This is a genomic window from Streptomyces sp. NPDC001634 (genome assembly GCF_040298185.1).
Classification (GTDB): Bacteria; Actinomycetota; Actinomycetes; order Streptomycetales; family Streptomycetaceae; genus Streptomyces.
In genome coordinates this window covers 45,723-65,202 of record NZ_JBEOZU010000021.1, presented here as the reverse complement: position 1 = coordinate 65,202, position 19,480 = coordinate 45,723, and the positions used below count along the sequence as shown (strand labels likewise).

The window sequence follows — 19,480 nt, the reverse complement described above, 5'->3', positions numbered from 1 at the left end:
ACTTGTGGGCCGGGCATAACCATGTCCGGCCGGTCGTCCCACAAGGCTAGCAGCTCGCCGGGAGTGGTGCGAACCGGCCTGCACCGGGCATCCGCCGCCCCGGCCCCGCACCTCCCATGCGCGGGAGGGTGCACACCGGGGCCTATCGTGTGGGGCATGAGTGACACCTCCCCCGAGGAATCCGTGGCTTCCGCAGCATCCCCGGCTGCCGCGGAATCTCCGGCTCCCGCCGAAAGCCCCGACTTCGACGCCATGACCCGTGACATCGCGGAGGTCCCCGCGGTCGAGGTCATCGTGACGGTCGCCGTCAACCTGATGAGCGCGGCCGCCGTGAAGCTCGGACTGACCGAGGAGGGCGACAAGTACAAGGACCTGGACGAGGCCCGCAAGCTGGTGCACGCCCTCGCCGGTCTGCTCGACGCGAGCGCGACGGAGATCAGCTCCTTCCACGCGGCCCCGCTGCGCGACGGACTGAAGTCGCTCCAGCTGGCGTTCCGCGAGACCTCGATCGTCCCGGACGAGCCGGGCCAGGGGCCGGGCGAGAAGTACACCGGCCCGGTCTACGGCTGACTCACCCGCGTACGAAGAGGGGCTCGCCCGGCGGCGTGGTCCCGGCCGGCAGCACTGCCAGGTCGAGGCCGCGCACCAGGCGGGCCCTCAGTGTGTCGTTCCCGGCCATGCGCTGCGCCACCGCGCGAGCGGCCTCGGCCGGGGCCACCGCGGGGTCCAGGACGAGCGCCAGAATGCCGTCGGCCTGTCCCGGGCCGAGGTAGGCGCACAGCACGGCGGGCTCGGCGGCCACCGCGGCCCGTACGGCGTCCGTCACGGCCGGGTCGGCGAGCGGATCGGTCGAGGTCCGGCCCTCCGCGAGCGCCAGCAGCGCGGGGCCCGTCAGCTCGAACGGCACCGGCCCGGACATGTCCAGCACGATCGTGTCGGCCTTCTCGTGCGCGGCGGCCTGCAGGGCCTGGTGCAGCGGGACGGCGACGGGGCGGGCCGCGGGGTCCCAGCGGGCCAGCGACTCGGTGGACGTGAAGGCGGGCAGGGCGGTGCGGCCTGCGGCCTTCAGGGTCGGCACGGCCATCTCGCTGTTCTTCTCGCGGCGCAGCCCCTTCTCGTCCTCCTCGACGTCCCCGAGGATCGCAACGACGGGGACGAGAAGACGCGCGCCTTTCAGCGCCTCCAGCACGGGCCCCACGGCGCTGCGGTCCTCGGCCCACGCGGCGAGCGCCGCACTCAGCCGCGGGTCGGCGGAGCCGTCGTCGTCGGAGAACGGGGAGTCGGGAATGTTCTTGTTCGCCACGGTCACCGACCCTATCGGGGGGTCTCTGCCGGCCTCGTGCCGCCCCTGAGACTCGGCGGTCACCCGCCTCACGGGTTTCTCAGCTCCCGCTGACACACATCTCACATTCGTCCAACGGATCGCACAGCATCGGCCCCGAGCATCGCGGGCATGGAGTCCCGCAGAGCCCACCGTCGCCGCCGCGCCCGCTCCTCCCGCCGTCGCCCGTTCCTCTGTACGGTGCTGGCGGCGGCCGTCGTCGTCGGCGGTACGGCCGCCGGGACCGCGTATGTGAAGGCGCAGGCGCACGCCGACGCGGGCGCCGTATCGTCGCCGTCGTCGGTGACGCCCTCGGCGTCGGTCCCGGTGAGCCTGGAGGCATCGGTGGAACCTGCGGACGAACCCTCGGTGGACCGCAACGCGCTGCTGGAGAAGGCCATGAAGACCGTGACCGTCGAGGACGGCGCGGACGTGGCCGTGGCGGTGCTCGCCATGGACTCCGGGGAGAGCGCCGCGTACGGCGACGGCACCTTCGACACCGCGAGCATCGTGAAGGTGGACATCCTGGCGGCGCTGCTGCTCCAGGCGCAGGACGCGGACCGGCATCTGACCGCGCAGGAGAAGACGTACGCCACCGCGATGATCGAGAACAGCGACAACACCTCGGCGTCGGCGCTGTGGACCGCGATCGGGCAGGCGGACGGCCTCGACGGCGCGAACAAGCGCTTCGGTCTGACGGGCACCGCGGGCGGCGACGGTGGTCTGTGGGGACTGACGCAGACCACGGCGGCCGATCAGCTCACCCTGCTCCAGCAGGTGTTCGGGGACGACTCGACGCTGAGCGACGCCTCACAGACGTATCTGCAGGGGCTCATGGGCAAGATCGCCGCGGACCAGCAATGGGGCGTCTCGGCGGCCGCGGACGGCTCCGCGTGGGCGCTGAAGAACGGCTGGCTCGCGCGCAGTACGACGGGACTGTGGGACATCAACAGCATCGGGCGGGTCACGGTCGACGGCCACGACTATCTGGTGGCGACGCTTTCGAACGGCAACTCCACGAAGGACAAGGGGATTTCACTGGTGGAGGCGGCTGCCCAGGCGGCGGTTTCGGCGTTCGCCTGAGTGGTTCGCGGCCCCAGGCCCCCTCAAAGGCCCCACAGACGCGTCCTGTTGCGTCCCCGCCACAGCGCCACCGACGCCGCCAGCAGCACCGCGCCCAGGCCGCCCGCCAGCGGGCCCGCCCAGCCGGGGGAACCGGATGTGTCGGTGGCCGGGTCGGGGCCGGTACCGAAGTACTTCCGGCCGTACGCCGCCGCGTGCAGGTCCTCCGGCTTGAGGTTCGCCGCCGCCTTGATCGCCGTCGCCGGGTCGACGAACCCGAAGCCGCGGGAGTCGTCGCGGCCCCCGGTGGGAACGTCGCGGGCCGTCTTCTCCAGAAGTTGCTTGATCTGGGCCGGGGTGAGGCCCGGATGCGCCGCCTTGATCAGCGCGACGGCGCCGGAGACGAACGCGGACGCCGCGCTCGTGCCCCAGCCCTCGTAGTACTTGCGGTCCGGGTCGGCGATCACGACATCGACGCCGGGCGCGCTGACCGTGGCGTACCAGCGGCGGGTGGAGAAGGAGGCACGGGTGCCGTAGCGGTCGACGGCGGTCGCGGCGATCACGCCCGGGTAGGCCGCCGGGTACGAGATGTGGTCGCCCTTGTCGCCGCCGTTGCCGGCCGAGGCGACGACGACGGCGCCCTTCTTCAGGGCGTACTGCACCGCCTCGTCCTCGGCCGCCTCGGGGTGCGCGGAGCTGGAGTCGTCGCCGAGGGAGAGGTTGATGACATCGGCACCGTGGTCGGTGGCCCAGCGGATGCCCTCGGCGAGGGCGTTGCCGCGGGTGTTGCGGGCCTTCGTACGGGCCGGGTCGCCGTCCTCGAGGATGACGCGGACGGGGAGGATCTTCGCCTCGGGGGCGATACCGATGACACCGTCGGCGTCATCGATGCCGTGGCCGTGACCTGCGATGATGCCGGCCATGGCGGTGCCGTGCCGGGCCCAGGGGCGGTCGCCGCGCTGGGCTCCGAAGCCGACCATGTCCTTGCCTTCGAGGACGTTGCCGGCGAGGTCCGGGTGAGTCGCGTCGACGCCGGTGTCGAGGACGGCGACGGTGATGCCCTGACCCTTGGTCGTGCGCCAGGCCTCCTGGGTGTGCAGGGCGTCGAGGGCCCATTCCTGGGCGCGTATCGCGTCGGCGTGCGCGGCGGTGGAGGGCAGCAGCGCGAGGGAGCCGGCGAGGAGGAGGGTGAGGAGCCGGGCGCCGGTCGTGCGGGCGCTCACGAGGGCTTCTCCGTGGCCGAGGTGACGGTTTTGCGCAGCCTCGCCTCGATGCGGTCGGCGAGGCCCACCGCTTCGTTGCCGAGACCCGCCTGGGCGGGGGCCGTGGTGGCGCCGGTCTTCATGGCGTCCTCGGCCGACTGCGGTTCGGTGACGGTGCGGCCGTCGGCGAACCCGGAAACCGCGTAGACGACGACGGGCACGTCGGTGAGGACCGAGATCGTCCAGGAGGCGCGCTGGGCGTCGCCGAAGCCCGCGGCGACGGTGTCCTTCGCGGCGTACGGGCGCGGCATCAGGTCGGTGCGCCGGGCAAGACCCTCGTTCTTGAAGCGGCTGTTCAGCGCGGTCATGGCGGCGGCGTCGGCCCGGGTGAACAGCAGGCCGACGGTGGTGACATGACTGCGGGTCGCGTCCGTGTACGTGGCACGCAGCAACCGCAGACAGCCGGCGGGGGCGAGGGCCCTGCGCAGCAGCGGGTCGAAGGCGTCGTTGCAGCCGCTGTCGGGGGCGACGGCGATGCGCGTCCAGACGCGGTCGGCGCCGCCGGGGCCCGCGCCGGTGCCGTCGACGGTGAGCGGGAAGAACTGGTCGACGGGGATGCTGTGCCACAGGCTTCCGGCGACGGCGAACGCGCCGCGCGTACCGTCCTCCGAGTCGTCCCCGGTGAGCCAGCTTCCGGCCACGGCACCGCCGATGAGCCCGAGGCCGAGGACCAGGCAGACGGCGGACGCGGCGACCCGGGGACGCACACGGCCGCCGAAGGGCCGCGGGCGCGCGGTGTCGACGTCGCGTGTGTCGGGCTCGGCCAGCGTCACGAACGGGCGGGCGGAGGGAGCGGTCCCGGTCTCGTCACGCTGGGGCAGCAGACGCGAGGTGGTCTCCACGATGCCGTCGGTGGGCAGGGGGGTGCGCAGGGGTGGCGCGGCATCCGTCTCGGCGGTACGCGAGGTTGCGCCGGCCGTCGGCGGCGCGTCCGGGAAGCGCGCGGAGGCCGGCGGCGGGGGCGGGCTGAACGGCTCGGCGTGGCGGTCGAGCCGGAGTTTCGGAAACCGGGGGGATTCGGGGCTGTGCCGTGACGGCGCGTCCGCGTCGCGGGATACGCCCGAGGGACGCTTGGAGCCGGAAGAACCGATCCGGAACGGACGCGCGACCCCACCGGATCGCACCGTTCCGGGCCTGGCGGACGTATCGGCGGCATCGGGGTGCGCGACGGGGGTGTTCGCGTCGGCCAGGGGAGGCCGGCCGGCCACACCGGAACTCGACGAGGAGCCACTGGCGCTTGGCCGCGTGGCACTTGGCCTTGTGGCGCTTGGCCGCGCCGAAGATCCGTTCGTGCCGGACCGAACCGAAGAACCGTCCGCTCCGGACCCAGCAGAACCGGACCCAACAGACCCATCAGCCGCACCGGACCCAGCAGACCCATCAGCCGCACCGGACCGGGCCGAGGGACCATCCATGCCGGGGCGCGCCGAACCGCCCCCGACGCCGGGCCGGTCCGAGGAGCCGTTCGCTCGTGGCCGGTCCGGGGAGCCGTTTGCTCGTGGCCGGTCCGGGGAACCGTTCGCCGGGGAGGACGGCGGTGTCGTCCTTCCGGTCGGCGGCGGCTGCTCCTGGCGGGACGGTGCCGTACGTGCGGAAGGCCTCTCCTGGGGCGCGGGCGGCCCGCTGGGCCGCGGGGGTGCAGGGGTTCCCGTCCTGGGCGGCTGCCCCGGGCGGGGCGGAACCTGCGGCGCAGGGGCGCCCGGCACCGGTGTGTTCGCCGTCGTGGGCGGGTGCTCGGGGCGGGGCGGGATCGTTCCGGCAGCGGGGTTGCGCGGCACCGTCCGGGGCGGGTTCTGCGGGGCGGAAGGCGTGCGGTCCGGCTCCGCGGGCGGTTCGCCCGGCCGGGTCGACGAGCGGGGCGGGGCCGTGGGGCGCGGAGGGATGGAGGCGCGGCGCGCTTCCGTGCTCATGCACCCCCCGTTTCGTTGTGGCCGGGCCGCCCCGGGCTCTGCCAGGGTGTTCGACCGCCCATGGGGGGCGGCCGGTACGCGCGGGGCGGGACTCTCCGCCCCGTCCTGGGCAGGCATACCCGCGCGGGTCGGCACCCATCCCAGGCGTACGCGCCCGGGCGGAGCCCTCGCTTCCCCACGTGCGCGTCACTCTACGGGTTGAACGGCCTCGAACGGGAACCAGTCCGCAGCACCGGGGCATCTGCCCGGATCGTCCCCCTACCCTGCGGTAATCGCATCTGGCAGGCTTCGTTCATGACTGCCCGCGCCGCAGACCGGGCCCGCTACGACCGGGCCACCGCTCATCTAGACGCCCCCGTCGCGATCGTGGACCTGGAGGCGTTCGACGCGAACGCCGAGGACCTCCTCCGCAGGGCCGACGGCAAGCCGATCCGCGTCGCCAGCAAGTCCGTGCGCTGCCGTGCCCTGCTCGAACGCGTCCTGGCCCGCGACGGTTTCGCGGGCATCATGTCGTTCACGCTCGCCGAGTCCCTGTGGCTGGCCCGGTCCGGCTTCGACGACGTCCTGCTCGCCTACCCGTCGGCCGACCGGCAGTCCTTCGCCGAACTGGCCGGGGACCCCAAGCTCGCCGCCGCCGTCACGGTGATGATCGACGACCCGGCCCAGCTGCGTCTGATCGACGACGCCCGCCGGGGCGGCACCGAAGAGGTGCGTGTCTGCCTGGAGTTGGACACCTCACTGAAGCTGCTCGGCGGGCGCGTCCGCGTCGGCGCGCGGCGCTCGCCGCTCCACTCCCCCGCCCAGGTCGCCGAGATGGCCCGTGTGGTCGCGCGTACGCCGGGTTTCCGGCTGGTGGGGATCATGGCGTACGAGGGCCACATCGCCGGTGTCGGTGACGCGGTGGCCGGACGGCCGGTGCGGTCTCGGGCCATCCGGCTGATGCAGGCCGCGGCGCGCAGGGAACTCGCCGAGCGGCGCGCCGAAGTGGTGCGTGCCGTCCGGGCCGTGGCTCCGGACCTGGAGTTCGTCAACGGTGGCGGCACGGGCAGTGTGCAGTCCACGGCCGCCGAGGACGCGGTGACCGAGATCGCGGCGGGCTCGGGGCTGTATGTGCCGCGGCTGTTCGACAACTACACCTCGTTCCACGGGCGTCCGGCCGCGCTGTTCGCCCAGCCGGTGGTGCGCAGGCCGGGCGTAGGGGTGGTGACCGTGCTGGGCGGCGGCTATCCGGCGTCGGGCGCCCCGGGCCGGGACCGGCTGCCCGTCCCGTATCTGCCCGAGGGGCTGAAGTACGACCCCCAGGAGGGCCCCGGCGAGGTGCAGACGCCGCTGCTGGGCTCGCCCGCCGACGACCTCCTCATCGGCGACAAGGTGTGGTTCCGGCATGCCAAGGCGGGCGAGCTGTGCGAACGGTTCGACGTGCTGCACCTGGTCGAGGGCGACGAGGTCACAGCTACCGCGCCGACGTACCGCGGCGAGGGGCAGACCTTCCTCTGACCGTTCGGGTCAGCGTCCGGTGCCGATGCTGCTGCCCACGCCGCCGCCGGTCGCCGCGTCCCCGACCGGCCTGATCCCCTCGGTGATCCTGTCCATGTCGGCGAGTGGCGGCCCGTCGGGACCCGCGTCGAAGGCGAAGCGGACGAGGACCGGCGCCCCCGACCCCACGCTGGACGGGAAGGCCAGCGACTGGACGTAACCGCCGGGCCCCTTGGCGGTGGTGACGCGCCAGCGCACGAAGTAGCCGACGCGGCCCGCGACCGCGACCGGGCCGGACTTCACCGATCGGTGGGAGGTGATCCCGCCGAAGGGCCGGTTGCCGATCGTGTCGCGGTCGTACTCCGCGTTCGCGGCGTCCGTGATGTCGCCCTTGGCGAGCGCCTCCGGGGTCGTTCCGGCGTCGGCCGTAGCGGTGCGCGAGATCACCCTGCCGTGTCGGCAGAAGCCGGCGTCGCCCGGGCAGTCGTACGTGCCCGGCGTGGTCAGTACGACATCCTTCTCGGCGATGTTCTGGGGCCTTGCCCACCCTTGGAGCACGGGGAAGGTGATGCCGTTGAGGTCATCCACGACCACGCGTGAGTCCTCGGACGCGGATGAGGTCGCAGGACTGCTCGTCGTCGTGGAACTCACCACCGGTGGTGTGGACTTGGCCTGCGCGGCGCCGCCGCCCTCGCGGCCGAGGACGAGTGCGCCGACGACGATGGCAGCGACCAGGACGGCCCCGGCCGTGATGAGCGCCACCGCCTTGGCCCGCCGGGAGCCCCCGCCGTCCGGGGGCCGCGACGGCACCATCGGCGGCACCGGCACCTCCGGCTGACGCCGGTGGTCGGTCCACGCGGCCCCGTCCCACCAGCGTTCGGTGAGCGGATAGGAGGGGTCGCGGTACCAGCCGGGCGGGGGCGTACTGCTCATCCCGGCACCATAAGGGCTCCGGGGCACAGCCGCATGACTCTAGAGAGGCGTGACGTACGCCCCCGAGATCCCGCCGTCCACCAGGAAGTCGGTGGCGTTCACGAAGGAGGAGTCGTCGCTGGCGAGGAACGCGACCGCCGCGGCGATCTCCTCGGCCTCCGCGAACCTGCCGACCGGGATGTGCACCAGCCGGCGCGCGGCCCGCTCGGGGTCCTTGGCGAACAGCTCCTGCAGGAGCGGCGTGTTGACCGGTCCGGGGCACAGAGCGTTGACCCGGATGCCCTCGCGGGCGAACTGCACGCCCAGTTCGCGGGACATGGCGAGCACACCGCCCTTGGAGGCCGTGTACGAGATCTGCGAGGTCGCCGCGCCCATCCGGGCCACGAACGACGCCGTGTTGATGATGGACCCCTTGCCCTGGCGTTGCATGTAGGGGATCGCGGCCTTGCAGCACAGGTAGACGGAGGTCAGGTTGACCTCTTGGACCCGCTTCCAGGCCTCGAGGCCGGTCTCCAGGATGGAGTCGTCGTCGGGCGGCGAGATACCCGCGTTGTTGAAGGCGATGTCGACGGAGCCGTAGGTGTCGTACGCGGCCTTGAAGAGCGCCTCGACCTGCTCGGCGTCCGTGACGTCGACCTTCACGAACAGCCCGCCGACCTCCTCGGCGGCCGCCTTGCCGCGGGTCTCGTCGACGTCGCCGCAGACGACGTGGGCGCCCTCGGCGGCGAGCCGGCGCGCGGTGGCGAGACCGATGCCGCTGCCGGCACCGGTGATGACGGCGGTACGGCCGACGAGCCGGCGGCAGACGATGTCTTCGCTGGTTGCGGTCACTGTGCGGGGCCCTCCGTGCTGATGAAGACGTTCTTGGTTTCGGTGAAGGCGGTCAGGGCGTCCGGGCCGAGTTCGCGGCCGATCCCCGACTGCTTGAAGCCGCCGAAGGGGGTCCAGTAGCGGACGCTGGAGTGGGAGTTGACGGACAGGTTGCCCGCGCGGACGGCCTGGGAGACACGCAGCGCGCGGCCGACGTCCCGGGTCCAGATGGAGCCGGAGAGGCCGTAGGAGGTGTCGTTGGCGAGGCGGATCGCGTCGGCCTCGTCCTCGAAGGGCAGCACGACGGCGACGGGGCCGAAGACCTCCTCGACGGCCACGCGCGCCTGCGGGTCGACACCGGTGAGGACCGTGGGCGGGAACCAGAAGCCGGGGCCCTCGGGTGCCTTGCCGCGGATACCTGGCGCGTCGGCGGCGACGTACGAACGCACCCGTTCCAGCTGGACCTTGGAGATCAGGGGGCCCATCTGGGTGCTTTCGTCGGCCGGGTCGCCGACGAGGACGGACTCGATGGCGGGGGCGAGGAGACCGAGGAAGCGGTCGTGGACGGAGCGCTGGACGAGGATGCGGGTGCGGGCGCAGCAGTCCTGGCCGGAGTTGTCGAGGAAGGACATGGGGGCGGCGGCCGCGGCGGCGTCGAGGTCGGCGTCGGCGAAGACGATGTTGGGGCTCTTGCCGCCGAGTTCGAGGGTGACGCGCTTGAGGAGGGCGGAGCCCTTCGCCAGCACCTGTTTGCCCACGGCCGTCGACCCGGTGAAGACGATCTTCGCCACGCCCGGGTGCTCGACGAGTGCGTTGCCCGCGACGGGGCCGTGGCCGGGCAGCACCTGGAACAGCCCCTCCGGAAGCCCCGCCGCCAGGGCCAGTTCGGCCAGGCGCAGGGCCGTGAGCGGGGTCGTCTCGGCGGGCTTCAGGATCACCGCGTTGCCCGCCGCGAGCGCCGGGGCCGTGCCCCACGCGGCGATCGGCATCGGGAAGTTCCAGGGCGCGATGACGCCGACGACGCCGAGCGGTTCGAGGATCGTGACGTCCAGGCCGCCCGGGACCGGGATCTGACGGCCGGTGAGCCGCTCCACTCCCCCGGCCGCGTAGTCGAGCAGATCGCGGACGTTCCCGGCCTCCCAGCGGGCGTTGCCGATGACGTGTCCGGCTTCCCGGACCTCCAACTGCGCCAGTTCTTCGAGGTGCTCGTCGACAGTGGCGGCGAACCGGCGCAGCAGCCGGGCCCGGTCGCCGGGCGGGAGCGCCGCCCATCGGGACTGCGCCTGAGCGGCCCGTACGACGGCAGCGTCCACGTCGGCCGGAGTGGCGGCCGGGACGGTGGCGACGACCTCTTCGGTGGCCGGATTGAGTACCTGCAGCTCGTGCTGGTCGGACAAGGGAAGACCTCTCACATGCGTTCGAAGGAGCGGCGCAGCTCCCAGTCGGTCACCGCGGCGTCGAAGGCGGCCAGCTCGACGCGGGCCATGTTGCGGTAGTGCGCGACCACCTCGTCGCCGAAGGCGGCCTTGGCGATGGCGCTGTTCTCCCAGAGCTCGGCGGCCTCGCGCAGGGTGGTCGGCACATGCTCGTACTCGGCGGTGTACGCGTTTCCCGGGCACGGCTCGGGAAGTTCCAGCTTCTGCTCGATGCCGTAGAGCCCGGCGGCGACCATTCCGGCGACCGCGAGGTGCGGGTTGACGTCGCCGCCGGGCAGCCGGTTCTCGAAGCGTGTCGAGCGCCCGTGGCCGACCACGCGCAGGGCGCAGGTGCGGTTGTCGTATCCCCAGGCGACCGCCGTCGGGGCGAAGGAGCCGGGCTGGAAGCGCTTGTAGGAGTTGATGTTGGGGGCGTACAGGAGCGAGAAGTCACGCAGGGCGGCGAGCTGGCCGGCGAGGAAGTGACGCATGACCTCCGACATGCCGCCCTCCCCGTGCCCCGCCATGACGTTGGTGCCGTCGGCGTCCGCGAGCGAGAGGTGGATGTGACAGGAGTTGCCCTCGCGCTCGTTGTACTTGGCCATGAAGGTGATCGAGACGCCCTCCTGGGCCGCGATCTCCTTGGTGCCGGTCTTGTAGATGGCGTGCTGGTCGCAGGTGACCAGGGCCTCGTCGTAGCGGAACGCGATCTCGTGCTGTCCGGGGTTGCACTCGCCCTTGGCGGACTCGACGGTCATCCCGGCGCCCGCCATCTCGTTGCGGATACGGCGCAGCAGCGGCTCGATCCGCCCGGTCCCCAGCACCGAGTAGTCGATGTTGTACTGGTTGGCCGGGGTCAGACCCCGGTAGTTCGCGTCCCAGGCCTGCTCGTAGGTGTCCTTGAAGACGATGAACTCCAGCTCGGTGCCGACCTGGGCCGTGTATCCGAGGGCGGCGAGGCGCTCCAGCTGGCGGCGCAGGATCTGGCGGGGCGCGGCGACCACGGGCGAGCCGTCGTTCCAGGCGAGGTCGGCGATCACCATGACCGTACCCTCGTTCCAGGGCACCCGGCGCAGTGTGCTCAGGTCCGGATGGAGGGCGAAGTCGCCGTATCCGCGGTCCCAGGAGGACATGTCGTAGCCGTCGACCGTGTTCATCTCGGTGTCGACGGCCAGGAGGTAGTTGCAGCCCTCCGTGCCGTGCTCCAGGACTTCGTCGAGGAAGAAGCGTGCGGCGAACCGCTTGCCCTGGAGGCGCCCTTGCATGTCGGGGAAGGCCAGGACGACAGTGTCGATCTCGCCGCCCGCGACGAGGGCGTGCAGCTCCTCGACACCGAGCGGGGATGTGCGGTGTGCCACGGGAGGTCTCCTTCGGTCCGCCGGGAGTCATAAGGTATTTCCGAGAACCATTGCTTGGGAAGGGGGCACGGCAAGATGTCGCAGGCGGAACCCGACGGCGGCTTCGGCGGCCCGCAGGACCGGCTGACGCCGGTGCTGCGACCCGTGCGGGCCGGCAACGGCTTCGAGGAGGCGCTGGAGCAGATCCTCCAGGTCGTCCGCCTCGGGCTGGTGCCGGGCGGCGAACGGCTGCCCGCGGAGCGGGAGCTGGCGGAGCGGCTGGGCATCAGCCGGGTGACGCTGCGCGAGGTCCTGAAGGTGCTCCAGGACCAGGGCTTGGTGGAGTCGCGGCGCGGACGGTACGGCGGCACGTTCGTGCGGCCGCGCGTCGACGCGGGCGGCGAGGACGAGCTGCGCCGGCGCATCGAGAAGGTCGACATCGAGGACGTGCTGCGGTTCCGCGAGGTGCTGGAGGTGGGGGCGGCGGGCCTGTGCGCGACACACGGCCTCACTCAGGAGCAGACCGGGCGGCTGCGGGAGGCACTGGCGCGCACCCAGGACGCACCGCTCGCCGAGTACCGGCGCCTCGACACACTGCTGCACCTCACGCTGGCCGAGCTGTGCGGGTCGCCGTCGCTGACGGCGCAGTACGCGGCCGTACGGGCGACGGTGAACGATCTGCTGGACTGCATCCCTCTGCTGGTGCGGAACCTGGAGCACTCGCAGCGGCAGCACGAGGCGCTGGTGGAGGCGGTGCTCGACGGGGACGCGGACGGAGCGCGGGAGATGATGCGGGAGCACTGCGCGGGGACGGCGGCGCTGTTGCGGGGATTCCTGGCGTAAGCAGGCCCCACAAAGGTATGAATACGTTCCATTGAATCCCGGGGAGGCACCGTATGAGGGCACGACCGCTGATCGGTGTGAGTACGTATCTGGAGGCCGGAGTCCGCTGGGGCGTCTGGGATCTGGACGCGGCGCTGCTGCCGGCGGGCTATCCACGGCTGGTGCAGCAGGCCGGCGGGCTCGCCGCGATGCTGCCCCCGGACGACCCGGCGCACGCGGCCGCGACCGTGGCGCGGCTGGACGGTCTGGTGATCGCGGGCGGCCCGGACGTCGACCCGTCCCACTACGGCGCGGCGCGCTCACCTCGGACCGGGCCGCCCGCGCCCGAGCGGGACTCCTGGGAACTCGCCCTGATCGAGGCGGCGTTGGCGTCCGGGACGCCGCTGCTCGGCATCTGCCGCGGGATGCAGTTGCTGAACGTCGCGCTCGGCGGCACGCTCGTGCAGCACATCGACGGGCACGCGGAGGTCGTCGGAGTCTTCGGCCGTCACACGGTCAAGCCCGTGCCGGGCACGCTGTACGCCGATGCCGTCCCGGAGGAGACGTCCGTGCCGACCTACCACCACCAGGCCGTGGACCGCCTCGGCGCGGGCCTCGCAGCGTCGGCGTACGCCGCGGACGGCACGGTGGAGGCGATCGAACTTCCGTCCGCCGGCTGGGTGCTGGGCGTCCAGTGGCACCCGGAGATGGGAGAGGACGTACGGGTGATGAGGGCGCTGCTTCGGGCCGCGTCCAGCGTCTAGGTTCCGCTACCCCCGCGTCAGCCCCAGCAGGTCCCGGCCCGGGCCCGTCGGCCGGTGGCCGGTGCGCCACACCGCCCGTAGCGCCCGGTCCAGCCGTACGCCGTCGACGGGGACGCTCACCAGGCGGCGGGCCGAGAGTTCCTCTCCGACGGCCAGTTCGCTCAGGACCGCCGGGCCCGCGCCGCTGACCGCCGATGCTTTGACCGCCGTCGTCGAGGACAGTTCGAGCAGCGGGCGGGCAAGGCCGCCCAGGGCCGCGTCGAGGACCTGGCGGGTGCCCGAGCCCTCCTCCCGGAGGATCAGTGGTGTCGCGGCCAGCTCCCGCGCCGAGAGCGGCTTGCGGCGGCGCGCCCACGGGTGCCCCGGTGCCGTCACCACGATCAGGCGGTCGTGGGCGACGACCGCCGCGTCCAGGCCCGCCGGCACGGACAGCCCCTCCACGAACCCCAGGTCCGCCTCGTCCGCGAGCAGACGTTCCGCGACCGCCGCCGAGTTCCCGGCCAGCAGCGACACCGCCGTGTCCGGCCGCTGGGCACGCAGGGCGATCAGCCAGCCGGGCAGCAGGTACTCGGCGATCGTCATGCTCGCGGCCACCCGCAGCCGGGAGTCCCGCCGGCCGCGCAGCGCCTGCGCCCCCGCGTCGAAGGCCTCCGCCGCCTCCACGATCCGCCGCGCCCAGTCGGTGACCAGCGCCCCCGCGTCGGTCAGCCGCGACCCCCGCGGTGAACGGTCCACCAGCGCCACGCCCAGCTGCCGCTCCATCGACCGGATCCGGCTGCTCGCCGCGGGCTGGGTGATCCCCAGTTCCCGTGCCGCCCGCCCCAGGCTGCCCAGCCGGGCGACGGCAAGCAGCAGTTCCAGCGCTCCCAGGTCCGGCACCCGGTGCGCCAGGCCGGCCGTGGAACGCCCAAGGTCCTCACTCATAAACCCAGCTTATGTCCTCATAGAGTCGTACTCCCTGGTGAGGGGCCCGTTCCGAAGGAACCGTGGAGACATGGTCACCGCAGCCCAGCCCCTCGCCCTCCCCGCACCCCGCCACCGGCGCGCCGCCGCCGTCCGCCACCTCGGCCCCAACTGGTACGCCTGCGTGATGGGCACCGCGATCGTGGCCACTGCGGGCGCGGGATTGCCGGGCGCCGCGCACATACCCGGGCTGCGGACGCTCTGCGCGACCGTCTGGGCGCTCTCCTCGGTGCTGCTCGCGACCCTTCTCGGCGCTCGTGCCCTGCACTGGATCCATCACCGCGACCAGGCTCGCGCCCATCTCCTCGACCCCGCGGTGGCCCCCTTCCACGGCTGCCTCGCCATGGCCCTGCTGGCCGTGGGCGGCGGCGCCGTGGCCGTCGGCCGGGACTGGACCGGGACCGGTCCGGCCGTCGCCCTGGACGCCGTCCTGTTCACCGCCGGAACGGTCGCCGGTCTCGTCGCCGCCGTGGCCGTCCCGTATCTGATGGTCGCCCGGCACCGCATCGAGCCGGTCCAGGCCGGCCCCGTCTGGCTGCTGCCCCTGGTCGCCCCCATGGTGTCCGCGGCGCAGGGTCCGTTCCTGGTCCGGCACCTGCCCGCCGGTCAGCCCCCGGAGACCCTGCTGTTCGCCTGCCTCGCCCTGTTCGGGCTCAGCCTGCTGGCGACCTTTGTGATGCTGCCACTGATCGTCGCCCGGCTCATCACCGTGGGCCCGCTGCCACTCGCCCTGACCCCGACCCTGTTCCTGGTCCTCGGCCCGCTCGGCCAGTCCACCACCGCCCTCGGCACGTCCGCGGACGCCGCCCACGGTGTCGTACCGGCCCCGTACGACCACGGCTTGGGCGTCCTCGCCGTGCTCTACGGCGTCCCCGTGACGGGCTTCGCCCTGCTGTGGCTGGCGCTCGCGGCCGCGCTGGTGGTGCGCGCCCGACGGCGGGGCATGGGCTTCACGATGACCTGGTGGGCGTTCACCTTCCCGGTCGGCACCTGCGTCACCGGCGCGGAGGTGCTGGCCCGGCGCACCGGGCTCGCCGCGTTCGACGGGCTCGCCGCGGGCCTGTACGGGCTGCTCGTCGCCGCCTGGGGCGTCGCAGCCGTCCTCACGGCCCGGGGAGTCGTCAGCGGCGAGCTGCTCGCAGGGCCGCGCCGATGATGTCCGGCGCCTCGGTCAGCGACGGCCCGTACCAGGTCAGGTGGCGCCCGCTGACCAGCGCGCACGGCGTCCCCGCGAACGCCTCCGGACCGTCGTCGGCCGTGAAGCGGTACGGCTCGTCGGGGAGCACGACCAGGTCGGGGGCCGCGTCCCACAGCTCCTGCAGGGGGATCCGCGGATAGCTCTCGGGGTGCGCCGCGTACACGTTGTCCACGCCGAGCCGGGCCAGGACATCCCCGGCGAAGGTGTCCCGGCCCAGCACCATCCAGGGCCGTCGCCAGACGGGGACGACGGCGGTCGTACGGGCCCGGTGCACCGGCAGCCGGGACCACGCCGCCTCGGCCTCGTCGAGCCAGCGCGGCCGGGCGGGCGCGCCGCACGCGGTCACGACCCGCTCCAGTTCCCGGAATGCCCCCGGCACGTCCCTCACCTCGGTGACCAGGACCTCCAGGCCCGCCTCGCGCAGGGCGGCGAGGTCCGGCTCGCGGTTCTCCTCCTCGTTGGCGAGGACCAGGTCGGGGGCGAGCCGGACGATCCGCTCGGTCTTCGGGTTCTTGGTGCCGCCGATCCGGACGACGTCGAGGTCGGCCGGATGGCTGCACCAGTCGGTCGCGCCGACCAGCACTCCCGGCGCGGACGCGGCCACGGCCTCGGTCAGTGAGGGCACGAGGGAGACGACACGCATCACGGCCGCCTGCCCCAGGTGCAGATCAGCGGGTAGGAGTTGACGGCGAACGCCGGGTCCTTCACAAGCCGTGCGCGGCGGTCCAGGCCGTCCCGCGTCGGTCCGTCCTCGGTCAACTGACCGTGCAGGTCATGGATGTCGACGTCGTGCACCCGCTCGAAGAGCGCGGCCCCCTCCGGTGTGGACGCCGACAGCACCGGGGCCCGGCCGCAGTCGTATCCGGAGATGTCAGCCATGTCGTCGAGTATTCCAGCGCGGCACCCGGATGGATGCCCCCACAAGGGTCAGCGTCGGCCGGAGGGGTCCTCGACCGCCTCGATGTGGTCCGCGACCGCGACCACGATCACGCGGGTGTCCGGCACGGTGGCCCGCCAGCGGTGGCGCACTCCCCCGCTCAGATACAGCGTGTCGCCGCGCCCGAGCCGGTGCGCCCGGCCCTCCGCCTCGATCTCGACCGCGCCGTCGACGACGTACATCAACTCGTCGTTGCGGTGCTGGAATTCGCGTCCCTCGTCGTGGTCCCCGATGAACTCCATCGCATGCAACTGATGGTGACCGCGCACCAGCGGGCGCACCAGCGCCCGCCCCGGTGTGAACTCGTCGTCATCGGCGCGCAGGACATCCACGCTGCACGCCGGGTCGGCCGCCGCGAGGAGTTCGACGGCGGTGGTGCCCAGGGCGTCGGCGATGCGTTCCAGGGAGGGCCGGCTGGGGCGCGCCCGCTCGTTCTCCACCTGGCTCAGGAAGGGGACCGACAGGCCGCTGCGTTCGGCCACGACGGCGAGGGTCAGCTGCAGCGTCCGGCGCCGCCGCCGGACGGCCGCGCCCACCCGAAGGGGCTGTTCTTTGTGGTCGCCCATCGCTCCGGCTCCCTCCCTCGCTCGTCGGTTCGCTGCTCTGCCCGGCGGCTGTGCCGCCACTGCCCGATGGTTCATCGGTGCACTGCTTCTGTCGAGTTGTCTGCACCCTACGCATGTTCGGCAAACCGTTTCATGCGCCCGTCACATCGCTGTCACATACAAGAGTGGTGAGGGCCACGGTTCGCGCCACTGGACGAGCCGTCCCGCCTCCTGGTGCGCCCCGCCTTCGCGCATGACGAAGGGGCCGATCAGAAGCGTGGACGGCCTTCGGGACTGCTCCGGCGCAGCGAGGTGTGGCACGGCCCGGGGGGCGGCGGGCGGCGAGTTGGGGGATGTGCGCGGGCGGAGAGCCGGGGTGGGCGACGTCCTCGGATCAGCGTGGGAGGCTGCGGGGGCGCCGGAGGAGCGTCCGGCTACCCGCCCGGCGGGACTCGCTCAGGGGCATGGCCGCCCACTCGGAGTGGTTGTCCGGATCCTGTCCGTACGCCCGTACGGCCCGGGTGCTGCTTCAGCCACGCGGCCACGGCGGCCTCCGCGGAATCCTGACCGCGGTACCTGATCCCGCCCTCCGGGCTGCCCGACCAGCGCGCGCCGCTGCGCGGGTCACTGTCGGAGCCGTACGGCATGATGCGGAAGGTGACCCGACGCCTGATGCTTCTCGACACCGCCTCGCTCTATTTCCGCGCCTATTTCGGCGTACCGGAATCCGTGAAGGCCCCGGACGGCACACCCGTGAACGCCGTGCGCGGGCTGCTCGAATTCATCGACCGCCTGGTGAAGGACCACCGGCCGGACGACCTGGTCGCCTGCATGGACGCGGACTGGCGCCCGCACTGGCGCGTCGAGCTGATCCCCTCCTACAAGGCGCACCGGGTGGCCGAGGAGCACGCGGTGGGACCGGACGAGGAGGAGGTGCCGGACACGCTCTCCCCCCAGGTGCCGGTCATCGAGGACGTCCTGGACGCGCTGGGCATCGCGCGCGTGGGCGTCGAGGGGTACGAGGCGGACGATGTGATCGGCACGTTCACGGCCCGCGCGCAGGGCCCGGTCGACATCGTCACCGGCGACCGCGACCTGTACCAGCTGGTCGACGACGCGCGCGGGGTGCGCGTGCTGTATCCGCTCAAGGGCGTCGGCACGCTCCAGCTCACCGACGAGGCGGTCCTGCGCGAGAAGTACGGCGTCGACGGACGCGGTTACGCGGACCTGGCACTGCTGCGCGGCGACCCGAGCGACGGGCTGCCGGGCGTGCCGGGCATCGGCGAGAAGACGGCCGCGAAGCTGCTCGCCGAGTTCGGGGACCTGGCCGGGATCATGGCGGCGGTGGACGACCCGAAGGCGAAGCTCACACCGGCGCAGCGCAAGCGGCTCGACGAGGCGCGGCCGTACCTCGCGGTCGCCCCCAAGGTGGTACGGGTCGCCGACGACGTACCCGTGCCGGACGTGGACACGGCGCTGCCGCACGCACCGCGCGACCCGGCCGCAGTGGAGAGGCTGGCGGCCCGCTGGGGCCTGGGCGGGTCACTGCAACGGCTGCTCACCACGCTGGGGACGTGACGGTTCCGGCGACGAGTGCCCGGTCAACTCTTGAGTGGACGAGGTGTTCGTCGGGAGGAGGTGCTAACTTAGGTAAACCTAAGAATGGCAACTTGGAGGCGTCATGGCAGAGCGCCCGGCAGGCAGGGCCCGCAAGGCCCACTCCGCGCAGGTCGTCCGCACGGAGCGGCTGACCCCGCATATGCAGCGCGTGGTACTCGGCGGCGAGGGTCTGGCCGACTTCACGGCGGGCACCTGCACCGACCACTATGTGAAGCTGCTGTTCCCTGCCGAGGGCGTCACCTACCCCGAACCCTTCGACATGCAGCGGATCCGTGAGGAGTTCCCGCGCAGCCAGTGGCCCGTGACGCGGACGTACACCGTGCGCGCCTGGGATCCCGAACACCGCGAGCTGACGCTGGACTTCGTGATCCACGGCGACGAGGGCCTCGCCGGACCATGGGCGATGCGCGTCCAGCCGGGCGAGACCGTGCGCTTCATGGGTCCCGGCGGCGCCTACGCCCCGGACGCGGGCGCCGACTGGCATCTGCTCGCCGGGGACGAGAGCGCGCTGCCCGCGATCGCGGCCGCCCTGGAGGCGCTGCCCGACGGAGTCAGGGCCCACGCCTTCGTGGAGGTGGCGGGCCCCGAGGAGGAGCAGAAGATCGACTCCGATGTGGAGGTGGTCTGGCTGCACCGCGGGGACCGGCCGGTCGGCGAGGCGCTGGTCGAGGCCATACGGGCCCTGGAGTTCCCGGAGGGCCGGCTGCACGCGTTCGTGCACGGCGAGGCCGGCTTCGTGAAGGAGTTGCGCAGGATGCTGCGCGTCGAACTTCAGATCGCACGCGAGGACCTGTCGATCTCCGGCTACTGGCGGCTCGGCCACGACGAGGACGGCTGGCAGGCCTCGAAGCGCGAGTGGAACGCGCGCATCGAGGTGGAACAGGAAGGCGCGTCCGCCGCGTAGACCGCCGGAAGCGGGGGGGGGGGGGGCGGGGGCCGGCCGGGCCCGCGCGGCGGGCGGCGCCGGGGGGGGCGCCGGGGGGGGGGGGTGCCCGGGCCGGAGCCGAGGTGCTTTTGGGGGCGTTGGTGGGGCTGGCGGTGGCGTTACTGCTGCTCGGGGTTGTGGGCGGGCGGCTGCCGGGGGGGGGGGGGGCTCTGATCCTGG

19 protein-coding genes are annotated in these 19,480 nt (G+C 72.9%); 8 read left to right on the top strand and 11 right to left on the bottom strand.

From position 1 onward, the window contains the following. The first annotated feature begins 156 nt into the window (after positions 1 to 156). The gene (locus ABT186_RS16300; protein WP_502973219.1) at positions 157 to 570 is read left to right on the top strand and encodes a DUF1844 domain-containing protein; all 414 of its coding nucleotides are present in this window, start codon (positions 157 to 159) and stop codon (positions 568 to 570) included. A gap of 1 nt (position 571) precedes the next feature. Here the strand turns inward: ABT186_RS16300 and ABT186_RS16295 are convergent, their stop codons facing one another. Then, positions 572 to 1,303 (bottom strand): SseB family protein, encoded by a 732-nt coding sequence (locus ABT186_RS16295; RefSeq protein ID WP_351925523.1) that lies wholly within the window; start codon positions 1,301 to 1,303, stop codon positions 572 to 574. A 150-nt stretch (positions 1,304 to 1,453) separates the two neighbouring features. Here ABT186_RS16295 and ABT186_RS16290 point away from each other — a divergent pair, with 150 nt between their 5' ends. Beyond that, positions 1,454 to 2,404 (top strand): serine hydrolase, encoded by a 951-nt coding sequence (locus ABT186_RS16290; RefSeq protein ID WP_351925521.1) that lies wholly within the window; start codon positions 1,454 to 1,456, stop codon positions 2,402 to 2,404. A 23-nt stretch (positions 2,405 to 2,427) separates the two neighbouring features. Here the strand turns inward: ABT186_RS16290 and mycP are convergent, their stop codons facing one another. Both mycP and ABT186_RS16280 read right to left on the bottom strand, forming a co-directional pair. After that, positions 2,428 to 3,606 (bottom strand): type VII secretion-associated serine protease mycosin, encoded by a 1,179-nt coding sequence (gene mycP / locus ABT186_RS16285; protein WP_351925519.1) that lies wholly within the window; start codon positions 3,604 to 3,606, stop codon positions 2,428 to 2,430. Continuing rightward, a complete protein-coding gene (locus tag ABT186_RS16280; protein WP_351227493.1) occupies positions 3,603 to 4,853 on the bottom strand; it encodes a hypothetical protein in 1,251 nt (416 codons plus the stop codon). The genes mycP and ABT186_RS16280 overlap by 4 nt, the downstream gene beginning before the upstream one ends. A 996-nt stretch (positions 4,854 to 5,849) precedes the next feature. On the opposite strand from ABT186_RS16280, the gene ABT186_RS16275 reads away from it, so the two are divergent. Then, the gene (locus tag ABT186_RS16275) at positions 5,850 to 7,052 is read left to right on the top strand and encodes an amino acid deaminase/aldolase (protein WP_351227491.1); all 1,203 of its coding nucleotides are present in this window, start codon (positions 5,850 to 5,852) and stop codon (positions 7,050 to 7,052) included. A 9-nt stretch (positions 7,053 to 7,061) separates the two neighbouring features. Here the strand turns inward: ABT186_RS16275 and ABT186_RS16270 are convergent, their stop codons facing one another. The 4 genes from ABT186_RS16270 to ABT186_RS16255 are packed head-to-tail and all read right to left on the bottom strand — an operon-like array spanning position 7,062 to position 11,547. Beyond that, positions 7,062 to 7,964: a DUF2510 domain-containing protein gene (locus ABT186_RS16270; protein ID WP_351925517.1), complete on the bottom strand. Its 903-nt coding sequence runs from the start codon at positions 7,962 to 7,964 to the stop codon at positions 7,062 to 7,064. A gap of 39 nt (positions 7,965 to 8,003) precedes the next feature. Beyond that, entirely contained in the window at positions 8,004 to 8,795 is a 792-nt protein-coding gene (locus tag ABT186_RS16265) for a 3-oxoacyl-ACP reductase (RefSeq protein ID WP_351227487.1), read from the bottom strand. Then, on the bottom strand, positions 8,792 to 10,171 hold the full coding sequence (locus ABT186_RS16260; RefSeq protein WP_351227485.1) for an aldehyde dehydrogenase family protein: 1,380 nt from the start codon (positions 10,169 to 10,171) through the stop codon (positions 8,792 to 8,794). The genes ABT186_RS16265 and ABT186_RS16260 overlap by 4 nt, the downstream gene beginning before the upstream one ends. A gap of 11 nt (positions 10,172 to 10,182) precedes the next feature. Next, positions 10,183 to 11,547 carry a glutamine synthetase family protein gene (locus ABT186_RS16255; protein ID WP_351227483.1) on the bottom strand — a complete coding sequence of 455 codons (1,365 nt, stop codon included), beginning with the start codon at positions 11,545 to 11,547 and terminating at the stop codon, positions 10,183 to 10,185. Between the two features lie 75 nt (positions 11,548 to 11,622). Between ABT186_RS16255 and ABT186_RS16250 the strand changes: the two genes are divergently transcribed. Continuing rightward, the gene (locus ABT186_RS16250) at positions 11,623 to 12,369 is read left to right on the top strand and encodes a FadR/GntR family transcriptional regulator (RefSeq protein ID WP_351925515.1); all 747 of its coding nucleotides are present in this window, start codon (positions 11,623 to 11,625) and stop codon (positions 12,367 to 12,369) included. Between the two features lie 53 nt (positions 12,370 to 12,422). After that, positions 12,423 to 13,112 (top strand): gamma-glutamyl-gamma-aminobutyrate hydrolase family protein, encoded by a 690-nt coding sequence (locus tag ABT186_RS16245; protein ID WP_351925513.1) that lies wholly within the window; start codon positions 12,423 to 12,425, stop codon positions 13,110 to 13,112. Between the two features lie 6 nt (positions 13,113 to 13,118). On the opposite strand, the gene ABT186_RS16240 is transcribed toward ABT186_RS16245, so the two are convergent. Then, positions 13,119 to 14,036 carry a LysR family transcriptional regulator gene (locus ABT186_RS16240; protein WP_351227477.1) on the bottom strand — a complete coding sequence of 306 codons (918 nt, stop codon included), beginning with the start codon at positions 14,034 to 14,036 and terminating at the stop codon, positions 13,119 to 13,121. Positions 14,037 to 14,106: 70 nt separating this feature from the next. Here ABT186_RS16240 and ABT186_RS16235 point away from each other — a divergent pair, with 70 nt between their 5' ends. Beyond that, entirely contained in the window at positions 14,107 to 15,231 is a 1,125-nt protein-coding gene (locus ABT186_RS16235; protein WP_351925511.1) for a TDT family transporter, read from the top strand. Here the strand turns inward: ABT186_RS16235 and ABT186_RS16230 are convergent. Genes ABT186_RS16230 through ABT186_RS16220 form a run of 3 tightly spaced genes read right to left on the bottom strand, consistent with a single transcriptional unit; the run spans position 15,197 to position 16,776 of the window. After that, the gene (locus ABT186_RS16230; protein ID WP_351925509.1) at positions 15,197 to 15,916 is read right to left on the bottom strand and encodes a helical backbone metal receptor; all 720 of its coding nucleotides are present in this window, start codon (positions 15,914 to 15,916) and stop codon (positions 15,197 to 15,199) included. The genes ABT186_RS16235 and ABT186_RS16230 overlap by 35 nt on opposite strands. Then, complete coding sequence (locus tag ABT186_RS16225; protein WP_351227471.1) at positions 15,916 to 16,152, bottom strand: hypothetical protein; 237 nt, start codon at positions 16,150 to 16,152, stop codon at positions 15,916 to 15,918. Before ABT186_RS16225 ends, ABT186_RS16230 begins: the two co-directional genes overlap by 1 nt. Before the next feature lie 48 nt (positions 16,153 to 16,200). Beyond that, positions 16,201 to 16,776, bottom strand: a complete 576-nt coding sequence (locus ABT186_RS16220) for a helix-turn-helix domain-containing protein (RefSeq protein ID WP_351227469.1) — start codon at positions 16,774 to 16,776, stop codon at positions 16,201 to 16,203. A gap of 627 nt (positions 16,777 to 17,403) precedes the next feature. Here ABT186_RS16220 and ABT186_RS16215 point away from each other — a divergent pair. Further along, entirely contained in the window at positions 17,404 to 18,333 is a 930-nt protein-coding gene (locus ABT186_RS16215; RefSeq protein ID WP_351925559.1) for a 5'-3' exonuclease, read from the top strand. A 103-nt stretch (positions 18,334 to 18,436) separates the two neighbouring features. Beyond that, positions 18,437 to 19,279, top strand: a complete 843-nt coding sequence (locus ABT186_RS16210) for a siderophore-interacting protein (protein ID WP_351227467.1) — start codon at positions 18,437 to 18,439, stop codon at positions 19,277 to 19,279. The last annotated feature ends 201 nt before the right edge of the window (positions 19,280 to 19,480 follow it).